At 34.0% G+C, this 11,780-nt stretch carries 10 protein-coding genes; 3 read left to right on the forward strand and 7 right to left on the reverse strand.

Annotated elements, in window-relative coordinates:
* Positions 1-18 precede the first annotated feature (18 nt).
* Complete coding sequence (locus tag ACN4EE_RS04795; RefSeq protein WP_431705269.1) at positions 19-2,547, forward strand: hypothetical protein; 2,529 nt, start codon at positions 19-21, stop codon at positions 2,545-2,547.
* A 2-nt stretch (positions 2,548-2,549) separates the two neighbouring features.
* On the opposite strand, the gene ACN4EE_RS04800 is transcribed toward ACN4EE_RS04795, so the two are convergent.
* The 3 genes from ACN4EE_RS04800 to recG form a co-directional block, all read right to left on the reverse strand.
* Positions 2,550-2,870 (reverse strand): PIN domain-containing protein, encoded by a 321-nt coding sequence (locus tag ACN4EE_RS04800; RefSeq protein ID WP_431705270.1) that lies wholly within the window; start codon positions 2,868-2,870, stop codon positions 2,550-2,552.
* Complete coding sequence (locus ACN4EE_RS04805; protein ID WP_431705271.1) at positions 2,871-3,164, reverse strand: hypothetical protein; 294 nt, start codon at positions 3,162-3,164, stop codon at positions 2,871-2,873.
* Positions 3,165-3,473: 309 nt separating this feature from the next.
* On the reverse strand, positions 3,474-5,954 hold the full coding sequence (gene recG, locus ACN4EE_RS04810) for an ATP-dependent DNA helicase RecG (RefSeq protein WP_431705272.1): 2,481 nt from the start codon (positions 5,952-5,954) through the stop codon (positions 3,474-3,476).
* Between the two features lie 276 nt (positions 5,955-6,230).
* Between recG and ACN4EE_RS04815 the strand changes: the two genes are divergently transcribed.
* Positions 6,231-7,667, forward strand: a complete 1,437-nt coding sequence (locus ACN4EE_RS04815) for a glycosyltransferase family 2 protein (RefSeq protein ID WP_431705273.1) — start codon at positions 6,231-6,233, stop codon at positions 7,665-7,667.
* A 148-nt stretch (positions 7,668-7,815) separates the two neighbouring features.
* On the opposite strand, the gene ACN4EE_RS04820 is transcribed toward ACN4EE_RS04815, so the two are convergent.
* Complete coding sequence (locus ACN4EE_RS04820; RefSeq protein ID WP_431705274.1) at positions 7,816-8,799, reverse strand: sugar transferase; 984 nt, start codon at positions 8,797-8,799, stop codon at positions 7,816-7,818.
* Positions 8,800-8,864: 65 nt separating this feature from the next.
* Between ACN4EE_RS04820 and ACN4EE_RS04825 the strand changes: the two genes are divergently transcribed.
* On the forward strand, positions 8,865-9,047 hold the full coding sequence (locus tag ACN4EE_RS04825; RefSeq protein ID WP_431705275.1) for a hypothetical protein: 183 nt from the start codon (positions 8,865-8,867) through the stop codon (positions 9,045-9,047).
* A 67-nt stretch (positions 9,048-9,114) separates the two neighbouring features.
* On the opposite strand, the gene ACN4EE_RS04830 is transcribed toward ACN4EE_RS04825, so the two are convergent.
* The 3 genes from ACN4EE_RS04830 to ACN4EE_RS04840 form a co-directional block, all read right to left on the reverse strand.
* Positions 9,115-9,606, reverse strand: a complete 492-nt coding sequence (locus tag ACN4EE_RS04830) for a glycosyltransferase (RefSeq protein ID WP_431705276.1) — start codon at positions 9,604-9,606, stop codon at positions 9,115-9,117.
* Between the two features lie 24 nt (positions 9,607-9,630).
* A complete protein-coding gene (locus ACN4EE_RS04835) occupies positions 9,631-10,611 on the reverse strand; it encodes a glycosyltransferase family 2 protein (protein WP_431705277.1) in 981 nt (326 codons plus the stop codon).
* 147 nt (positions 10,612-10,758) lie between these two features.
* Positions 10,759-11,418 carry a DUF3782 domain-containing protein gene (locus ACN4EE_RS04840; protein WP_431705278.1) on the reverse strand — a complete coding sequence of 220 codons (660 nt, stop codon included), beginning with the start codon at positions 11,416-11,418 and terminating at the stop codon, positions 10,759-10,761.
* Positions 11,419-11,780: the final 362 nt, after the last annotated feature.

The following is an 11,780-nucleotide window of genomic DNA, read 5'->3' on the forward strand; positions in this document are numbered from 1 at the left end:
TTATTTATTGCGGAAAAGATGGCTGCGTTAGAAGTAGTACAAAGACGTTTAGATGGTATTGGTTTAGGGAATTTTTGTTTAGAGTTACACAGTAGCGATGTTAATCGTAAACAAGTGGTTGAATCGTTAATGGCATCCTTTAATCAACAACGTTTGTCTAAGGTTGATGCGAGTGAATTATTAGCGGATTTAGAAGAAATTAAACGGAAATTAGCGGATTACCCCATCGCACTTCACGAAAAACAGTCTTTAGGTTTGTCGATGTATGAAATCATGGGAGAGTTAGAGGGTTTAGAAACTATATCCACTGTTAGTTTACCTTCTTCTGTGGTGGAAGAAATTACTCCTAGCAAATTCAAGGAGATGAATCAAGCCCTAGAAAATTATGCTCTTCGAGTTGAATTAGTTGAACCTATTACAGAACATTTATGGCGTTTTAGTAACTGTGCTGACTGGAGTTTATCTTTAGAATTAGAAATAACTAATCTGCTTAATCAACTCAGAAATAATGCTTCTGAATTAGAGGAAAAATTATCCTTATGGTTAGAGAATATATCTAATCAAAATAGTAATTCTGTTTTACAAAATCAATGGAAGCCCTCGTGGAATATAATCAGACAAATTCCCCTACTGGGAGAAATAATAAATAGTAATCTTCCTGAATGTGTTTATGAACAAAATAACTGGACAAAATCTTCTGAAATAGCGAAAGAATGGTTAAATGCTTCCCGTGATTCTTTTGAACGTAAACAACAAATCAGTCAACGTTGGCAGGATAGTATTTATGGGTTGGATTTAGTTGCAAAAATAAAGACGTTTGAAAAATTAGAGCGGATATTCCCCTTATTTCGTTGGTTTATGCAAATTATTCCTCGTTTTTCTTTGCGATCGATCGTCAAAGGGAAATTACCTTCTAATCAACAGATATTAACAGATTTAAGAAGCTCGATCGAGGTTAAAAATTTATCTTCAAGAATTGAACCTTTAAACAAAGAAATAGAGCGTTTATTTAGCCCTTATTGGCAGTCTGATTATAATAGTTTAGATGAATTAGAATTATTAATTGAAAAAGGAGATCGTCTTCATAATTTGATATGTCAATTAGAGCCACAATTATCAGAATTAATTAATAATGTAAAAAATCAGACCAATAGTGTTAAAGATGAATTAATAGCCCTGATAGATAAATTTAATGAATCCATTACTATATTTGATAATAATTGGCAAAAATTTAATGATTTAGTCAAAGCTAAAACAGATATAATTTCTCCACAAGAGGAAGATTTTATTACACAAATAAAAAGATTATTAAATCAATTAAGCACTGCCCAAAGAGACTTTCAAAATTGGTGTAGGTATCAAAAAACTATTAAAGAATTAGAGGATAAACAGCTAGAATCTTTTGTTAAAGCTCATCAGAAAGGAGAAATAGAGGTAGATAAGTTGGCTAAAGTTTTACGCAAATCTATTCTTTATCCTTGGTTTGTTAAATACTTTGATAGCCAATCAATTTTACGAAATTTTGATGGTAATGAACAAAGAAAATATATTCATAAATTTAATAAATTATATAAACAATATCTGAAACTTAATCAACAGGTAATTAAATCAGAACTTTGTCAAAATTTGCCTTCAGGAGCAGTAGTTTTTGAAGGTTCAGAAGTAGGGGTTTTAAAAAGAGAAAATGAAAAACAAAAAGCCCATATACCCGTTCGTGCTTTATTACAAAAAATCCCTAATTTACTACCTAAACTAAAACCATGCCTACTAATGAGTCCAGCATCTGTGGCTCATTTCCTACCAGCCGATGGAAATCCCTTTGATTTAGTTGTAATAGAAGATAATATTTCTCAGGCAATCAATGATTTAGTCAATAATATTTCATTTCAAAATAATCAGGTTTCTCAAAACTCAGAAATATCAAATACTGATGAAAAAAAAGAAAATCAAAATACAGAAATTTCCCATGACTCTGTTCAAACAAACTCTACTCCTTTTATCTCTTATGAAAAAGCTAATTTAGAGGTAGTTACTGAAGATAAACAATTAATTTATAATAACGAATCAATACCGCTAATTAAACAAAAAATTATTCAATTAGTAGAAATAGAAGCACCAATTTTACTCAGTGATGTTGTACGTCCAGTAGCTCAATGTTGGTCTTATAACAGTGTAAGTAAAAAACTTAATCAACATTTAACTACTATTCTTAATGAACTTATTAAAGAAGAAAGGATATACCTAGATGATGATTTTCTTTGGAACAATCAATCTCAATGTCAAAAGTGGGATAAGGCAAGAAAAAACGATGATGAAAACAAAAGAAAAATAGAACAAATATCTCTGCAAGAATTAGCCGTAATAGCAGAATGGATTATACATCAATCTTTATCTATTGATGAAGAAGGATTAATGAGGGAAATGGCTAATCATTTAGACTTTAAACAGCTAACCCAAGGAGTTAAAACTCGTTTAGAACAAACAATTAAATATGTTGAAGAAAGAGGAAATGTAAAACTAGAAGGGGGCAGAATTATCTGGAATTAGAATTAAACAGTGGAGGCGATTAAAATATCAGCATCTTGAATTATTTGCCCTTTTTTTGTCAAATCTGCGTGAATTTCAGAGGCTTTTTCAAAAATCGCCAAGTTATCTAAAAATAAAATAGGATAATCTTGACAAAATATTTGAAATAATGCCAATTTTTTAGTAGCATTGGTTTTTAAAAGACCTCTTTGAATTTCATAATAAGTTATCCCACTAATGGCAATAAATTGACCACTACGACGCATAGTTTCAATTTTTAAGTATAATTTTTGGTTTTGTTTTAAAAAATATGAAACAATATTTGTATCTAATAAATAACCCATTTAATTGCCTCTTTTAACTGCCTCATCAAATATTCTCATTTCTTCTGGAGTAAAATCACTTAGCATTCCAGAGACTAAATATAATGACAACAGGCTTTTGATTCTTTTTGCTAATTCATCTTCAGAAATTTCATTGAGATCAGGTACATTAATGGGGGTAAAATTTTCTTTCATTACTTCGATCATTTCCTGTCGATTTAAGTTTTCTTGATAAAGTATTTCACTATCAATTAATCTCTCCACAATTTCTGTTATTTTTTGTTCGTTAACTTGACAATTTATCACTTGATTCATATTTATATCTCCTTTTTTTGATCTCAAGTCAATTATACATTAATTAAAAAAAGTTTTAAATTTTGTAGTTACTGCTTTAAAGGTAAAAATGTTAAATTCGATAAGGCTTAAATATTATTCAACCCCTACGGAGTTTTTAGACTTCATCAAACAAAAGTTGACATTGTATAAATTCCTAAAATTCGCCGAATAAATAAGTAGTCATAAAGCTACTAATATTCTCGATCGAAATTACCAAAAAAGAAGTTTAAAATCATATCGAAATTACTAAAAAAGAAGGTTAACATAATGTCGATCGAACCGAAGTAATTAGGTTAAAATTTGCGTACCAATTAACTTTTTATAACGTCTCTCTAACTCATCTTTTAAAGAGGGAGTATCCTTTAAATATTTATGTTGTAACAAGATTTTTTCGGCGGCTTCTCTTGCTAATACTAGCACTTCTTGATCTTCCACTAAACTTGCTAAAGCAAAGTCTGGTAAACCCGATTGACGACTACCTAATACTTCACCCGGTCCTCTTAAGCGCAAATCCATTTCTGATATAAAGAAACCATCTTGTGATTGTTCTAAAACACTCAATCTCTGCATGGCATCCCCTGTTTTACTACCACTAATCAACAAACAATAGGATTTATGGCTACCTCTACCAACCCTTCCTCTTAACTGATGGAGTTGCGACAAGCCAAATCTCTCGGCATTTTCGATTAACATTACGGTAGCATTGGGTACATCCACCCCAACCTCGATAACGGTAGTGGAGACAATAATTTGTATATCGTTATCCCGAAAGGCATTTAAGGCATTTTCCTTTTCGATCGAACTCATCCTACCATGAAGTAAACCCACATTAAAATCAGGGAAAATTTTGTCACTAAATTTTTGATGCTCGGCTACAGCCGCCTTTACGTCTAGCTTTTCCGATTCTTCAATCATGGGAAAAATCACATAAGCCTGTCTTCCTTGCGCCACTTCTCGCTTAATCAAATCATAGGCTTGGAGGCGCTCTTTTCCTGTTAAAGCAGTCGTTTGAATGGGTTGTCTGCCGGGGGGTAACTCGTCAATTTGACTCACATCTAAATCCCCATGTAAGGTTAAGGCAAGGGTACGAGGAATCGGTGTCGCTGTCATGGTTAACACATGAGGTGCTTTCCCTTTCGCTAGTAATCTCGATCGTTGTTGTACTCCAAATCTATGTTGCTCATCGATGACAACTAAACCTAGATTACAAAAGTTTACAGGGTCTTGAATTAAAGCATGAGTGCCGATTAAAAGGGGTAATTCTCCGCTTTGCAGTTGGGAATGTATCACCCTCCGTTTAGCCATTTTTGTTGACCCTGTAAGCAATTCTACGGGCAAATGGAGAAGATTAAACCACTCTACTATCTTCCTGTAATGTTGTTCTGCTAAAACTTCTGTGGGAGCCATCAAAGCCCCTTGATAGCCTGATTGTAATGCCGTAAGAATAGCAAATACAGCTACGATCGTTTTTCCTGAACCTACATCCCCTTGTACAAGACGATTCATAGGAGAATCCGACTGTAAATCCTGTTCAATTTCATTGATAACCCGTTTTTGAGCGTTAGTCAACTTAAAGGGTAAAATCTCATTAAACTGCTCAATAAGTTGCCCATGAGGGTTAAAAGCTACCGCTTGACGGCTTTCTTTTTCCTGTTGTTTACGGTTTAAAAAGCCTAGTTGGAGATAGAAAAATTCATCAAAAATTAGTCTTCTTCTAGCATGGCTTAATATTTCTTGATCTTCAGGGTAGTGTATCTGTGCGATCGCCCGTTGTAAATCGATCAAATCGTACTGTTGTTTAAGTATAGCAGGTAAAGGATCATCAATGTGTTTTAGCAAGGGGATAGCCTCCATTACTCCCTTACGAATCACATCGGCGGGGATGCCTTCGGTTAAGGGATAAACAGGTAATAAACTACCAATTTTGAAAGAATTGATATTGCCTCCGTGACTGTCTAACACCTCAAACTCAGGATTATCAAGGGTAATACCGTATTTATTTTCCTTTACTAATCCCGAAACAGCAATTAATGCACCACAAGGGTACATCCGTTTCATTTTTTCCTGCCAACCTCGATTACTATAATAATTTCCTGCATAAAAACGATTAAGTTTTAACTCTCCAGTTTGATCTTTAATGATGATACTAAGAATCGTTAATTTTTTATTTTTTGGACTACTAAAACAGTCACATTTTTTGACTTTACCAATTAAAGTAACAGTAGCACCTGCTTCTAAATCACAAATGTTAACTTTACGAGTATAATCAATATGATCCCTAGGATAATAAAATAATAAATCTCTCACTTTATAAAGACCTAATTTCATTAAAGGTTCTTTTTGTTTATAAAAAATACTCTCTAAATTAACTACTGGATCATCTAAGGTTATATTTTTGTTAGGAGTATTAACAGGCTTTATTGCAGTATTTTTAATAATTTTTTGTTCAACTACGGGAAGAGTTTCATAACTTTGAAAATAACTATCTTCTTTTGCTTGAATTTCAGTAATTAAAATTTCTGTGTCATTAATTAAATCGATTCTTTCCTGTAAAGTTAATTGAGGATAAAGAGCGTATTGTTTAGCAATTTTTTGCCATTTAAAAGCAATTAGTAAATTATTAACAGGGGGAATATTGCCAAAAGTTAAGCATAAAAATTCATTGAAGCGATACTGTTTTCCTTGAATATTTTTATAACCTAATTCTTTCTCTATTTCTAAAGATTTTGCTATTCTTTGCCAGTCGAAATTATTATCTATCTTATTCATAATGGAAAAGGTTGGATTTTCATTCTCACCTTAATATTTTGTCATAGTTTCACAATTTGGTGGACAGTTTCCTTCTCATATATTCAGTGACGTAATGTACATTTTAAGTAATCAGAGAATAGAGAATAAGTACTTAGGGCTTGGTGAATAAATCACAAAGCTATTAAAATCAAAGGTTAGAGTATAATACATTTTTGAGAAAATGCACAAAAATTGAACAATAACGTTTAAAATAGTGTCATCATTGCTAAATTAACTAACCTTTAATCCAAAGATATGCCCAATAAAGACAGTTTCAATCCTGAAGAAATTAATAATCAATTAGACCCTATTACTTCATTAATAGCAGAATTTTCTGATCCTGCCATAGAAGAAGAAGAATTTAGAAACGATTTTTTTCAAGGCTTGTCGGGAAGACGCAAAAAAGCGGCTTTTGCTTTGAGTATTATTTGGTTAGTCACGATCGTACTGCACTTAGTATCTTGGAGTATTTGGGTTGTGTTAATCTTGGGGTGTTTTGTCACAATTCAAGCCTTAAGATTAATGTTTGCCAAGCCTCCTGTTATCACATCCAATGAAAACATAGACAACTTACCTAAAATTTCTGTGATGGTATCCGCTAAAAATGAAGAAGCGGTAGTAGGAAAATTAGTGAAAATGTTGTCAAGTTTCGACTATCCTCAAGATTTATACGAGTTTTGGGTGATTAATGATAATAGTATCGATCGAACTGGTATGATTTTAGATGAATTAGCAAAGAAATATCCTCAATTAAAAGTTTTACACCGAGACAACACCGCCAAAGGGGGGAAATCGGGCGCTTTAAATCAAGCCTTTGCTTTAACCACTGGAGATATTGTCGGGGTATTTGATGCTGATGCCATTGCCTCCCCCGACTTATTAAGAAAAATAGTACCCTTATTTACTGACAAAATAGGCGCAATTCAAGTCAGAAAATCTATTAGTAATGCCGATGAAAATTTTTGGACATTAGGGCAATCCGTAGAGATGGCGTTAGATAGTTACTTTCAACAACAAAGAATCGCCTGTGGAGGTATGGGAGAATTAAGGGGAAATGGGCAATTTGTACTTCGTCAAGCCTTAGAAAGTTGTGGAGGGTGGAATGAAGAAACCATCACCGATGATCTCGATCTTACCATTCGTTTACACTTGGATCAATGGGATATAGGTATTTTAGAACATCCTGCCGTAGAAGAAGAAGGAGTTAAAAGTTCGATCGCACTGTGGCATCAAAGAAATCGTTGGGCTGAAGGCGGTTATCAACGTTATTTCGACTATTGGCGTTTTATCCTGAGTAATCGCTTAAATTGGAGCAAAAAATTCGATTTACTTTACTTCTTCTTAGTACAATATATCTTTCCCACTGCTGCTATTCCCGACTTAGTGATGGTAATTACCCGTCATCAGATTCCCTTAATTGCGCCCTTAACCAGTCTTACCCTCATTTTGGCATATTGGGGAATGTTTACAGGCTTAAAAAGAACAAAACTAGACAATATCACCATTGGGGATAACTTAAAAATGATGACTAAAAGTCTCTTAGGGATGATATATATGACTCATTGGTTTTTCGTGATGCCTTTTACCACTGCTAGAATGTCTATTCGTCAAAAACAACTCAAATGGGTTAAAACCGTTCACGAAGGTTCATCGGATGATTTAGAATTAGGAGATGCTGAAAAAGTATTTTGATTAACAAAAGTAATCGATAATAGTAGGTTGGGTTAGCGTTAGCGTAACCCAAAAATAATTGGCTCTTCTACAATAATGACCACTTTTATTTTTCCAGTAGAACTAACACCAGACAATTACAAATAGTTTAATAGAATTTCGATCGAGATTAAGCCGCCCCCGAATCTTTAGAAAAGATAACCAGAATGGTTTTTAAGATTAATTTGAAATCATACATTAAACTCCAATTTTCCTGATAACGTAAGTCAAGTTTAATCACGTCTTCAAAATCACGAATTTTCGATCGACCGTTTACCTGCCATTCTCCACTTAAACCGGGGCGCACATCTAACCTTTGCCAGTTAGGTACTTCATATTGTTCTACTTCGTTGGGAGTTGGGGGGCGAGTACCGATTAAACTCATTTCTCCTTTGACTACGTTCCAAAATTGGGGAAATTCGTCTAAACTGGTTTTGCGTAAAAATTTACCAACACGGGTAATACGAGGATCATTTTCATTTTTGAAAAATGCCCCCTGTGCCTGATTATCAATAGTAGCTTTTAAGGCTTCGGCATTTGTCACCATCGATCGAAATTTCCAAATTTTAAATCTTTTGCCCATCCAACCGCAACGAGTTTGACTAAATAAAATCGGACCCGGACTGTCTAATTTTATCGCAATGGCGACGGGAATAAACAAAATTGCCACAAATCCTAAACCCATTAATCCGCCGATAATGTCGATTAAACGCTTGGTTTTCGATCGAACTGAAGGATGGGTGACAGAGGGTAAATCCTTTAATTTAGAACCAGAAATGGGAATAGTAGGCTCTGTATGGGCAATAATGGGCAATACTTTTTCCATGCCAATTAAAGAAAATACCTCCGCCACTTGGGGCAGAATACTCCATATTTGTAAAACAATTTTTTGTTCCTTAGTAAATTTAATCATGCTAACTAAAGAACCAATACCGCTACTATCAATAAATTTAGTCTTACCAAAATCTAAAATAATTTTCTCTATGGTTTTTTCCTCTATCCATTGACGATATTCTTTTTTTAAAGCCATTGCCTCCATTACCGTTAATTTAGGTGGCATTTGAACTAACAAAGTATTTTTTATGGAAGTGAGAATGAATTTTTGATCTGTCATATATTTAGTGGGAGAGTCAAAAGATATTGGTAAAGATAGGGAGAGTTAAGAATTAAGAGTTAAGAATGAAAAAAGAAGAAATAAATATTCAGGTAATATCTCATAATCCGCCAAGAAATAAATTTCATGGAACCAATAGCCCAAGTCAGCTAAAGCGACTCATTTCAGAAGATTCAACTATATTTTCTTTGTATTTTATCATTTTAAAAGATATTTACGAAATCGCTTTAGCAGATTTTCGCTGTTAGCTTCGTCAATTTATTGCGAAGTGGGTAATAATGTTAACCTTATCAATCTGCTAGACACCTCCCACTCTCAAGATAAAGATTCGATCGAACCAAAACGTTGCTCTAAACTCTGGCAAAGCGCGATCGCACTCTGAAAGGTAACATCGCTAATAGATACTTGACGAGGATTATAGATAAAACGAATTAAATCCCCCGGACACCATGCCACAGGGATATTCATTTGTTCCATCGCCATAGCTAACTCAATTTGATGATCGTCAACGTGTTCTTTAAATTTTTGCGATCGAGATACCAAAATATAAGGTTTATCGAGAGAATCCAATAACAATAAAGTACCCTCTCCACAATGACTAATCACTAGACGAGCTTGATTGATCAAAGAGCGAAACATATCTTCCTTGACAAAACGATAAACCTTCGCCCCTGTAGGTAATACGGTACAATTACCATATTGAACGATAATTTCTTCATCAATCAGATTTGATTCTAATAAAACCTCAATCCAGTGCATGAGGCGATTAAAGGGGAATTGTTCTGTACCAACGGTGACAAAAATCATATATTTTTGAGAGGAATAACTAATTCAGCTTGAGGATAACGAGTTTGTAGTTGAGGCCACTGTACATAAAGTACACTCAAAAAAGGTAATAATCGTTCTTCGAGGTTCTTCAATGATTATACGCCAATGATATTTTATGGCTTCAAAAAATAATTTGAAGGCTACTTGGGGCGATCGTAATCTGACAGCCCTTCTTGCTAAGTATCGTAATTGATAGGCTCTAGCTTTATTACCCCATTTCTTGATAAATTCAGGGTTATAGGTTTCGGTTTTGTGTAAAATCCTTTCCCATGCTTCATACTGCGATCGAATATTTGCTGATAATCCCTTCTCATTGACTCGATAAAGGGTTAAAGAATTGGGAATGCCTTCAATGTGCCAGTTAGTTTGTAGAGCAATGCGTAACCAACATTCAATATCTTCTGACTGTCGAAAAGTATCATCAAAATAAAAATCTTCTATTTCGCCATAAAGATTCTCTTGAAATTTGATTCCCTCTAAGGTTTCTCTCCGAATGACTACCGCCGAACCGTTACTAATAGGATTACGACAAAATAGATAATCAGGGGTAATGTTGGTTAATTGGGGGATTTGATAAATACCTAAAGCCTTCCCTTCAATATCGATGAATTCAGAGCGAGAAAAACTAACCCCTACGGTGGGATTGTGATCTAAATGCTGAACATGATACTCTAATTTTTCAGGTAGCCAAAGATCATCGGCATCAACAAACGCTAAATATTCTCCTTGACTATGACGAATCCCTGTATTTCTTGCTCCTGCTAGTCCTCTATTTTGCTGATGAACAATTTTAATGCGTTCTGGGGATACTTTGTTCTGTTGTTCGATCGATTCTTGACAAAGTTCGATACTTCGATCGGTGCTACCATCATCAACAATAATTAGTTCAAAATCCGAATAAGTTTGATTTAACACCGATTCTAAAGTTTGCAGTACAGTAGTTTGTGAATTATAAACGGGAATGATGACTGATACTTTCGTCATGATTTTAAAATTGATTGATCGATCGTGCTTGTCCTCTTTTCCTAAATTTTATCTTGTTTTTTGTGTGAGAAAATTATTATTAAATTTTTGTTACCATAACCATCTAATTAGCTTTTGTGGTATTTGATCCCCCCTAAGTACCAACTTTTACCAAACTTTCGGTTGAAACTCGTTAGAATTAATAATAGTCATATTTTCTCCTGATGGAGTCATCACGAATAAACCTTGACTATAAGCATAATTAGCGACTTCATCCGTCACCACCATAGCCGCCACTGCTCCCAATGCCCTCATATTTTTGTATCGTGACATTAAGGGTTTAAACTTTTCTAATCTTTGTAAATGTTCATCCACATCCCTTTGAGTTAATTTGCTTTTTACTTCTACCAATACCACTTCAGTATTATTTACTAATAATAAATCAATTTCTAAACCGCCTTCTGCCCTTTTCACCACTACATCAGATTGTAATTCATGGACATCAATACCTCTTTCTTGAAACAAACGTACAGCAGATGGACGTACTTGCCACTCCACAAACTCTCCTAAACGATTTCCTAGTTTCCCAATTTCTTGGCTTACTTGTTTTATTCGGCGATCAGTTTCTTGCATTCGGCGATCGGTTTCTTGAGATTGTTCTTTAAGGATACGTTCAGTTTCTTGAAATTGTTCTTTAAGAATACGCTCGGTTTCTTGGGAACGTCTTTCTGTCTCTAAAGATTGTTCTTTGATAATACGCTCTGTTTCTTTTTGGGCGTTAATTAATTCACCTAATAATTGCCAAACTTCTTCTGCTGTATTTACCATATTTTTATTACATCTATTCTTTCTCCACCTAAAATTATAAGCTAGTTTGTATTTAGATGGTAGGGAAGAGGAAAAAGGAATAATTTTCAGTTGTGCATAAGACTTCGGGGGTTTAAATTTGGCTAAATATACTAATATATTTTCCTACCTTTTTGAATATGATCGATAATATTAGGTGTGAATCTAAGATCACCTAAGTTGCTAGTTATAAAAAACTGTTCAAATTAGGCATCAAAAAGGTTTATTTTAATGAAAAATCACACTAATTTTAGATATTTAGTATAAATAATTACAGTTTAAGCTAGTAACTAGCAACTTGCGTTAAGATAATATTTTGAGTGAAAAATTACATCGTAATCAGA

Source organism: Geminocystis sp. CENA526, assembly GCF_050753365.1.
Lineage (GTDB): Bacteria > Cyanobacteriota > Cyanobacteriia > Cyanobacteriales > Cyanobacteriaceae > Geminocystis.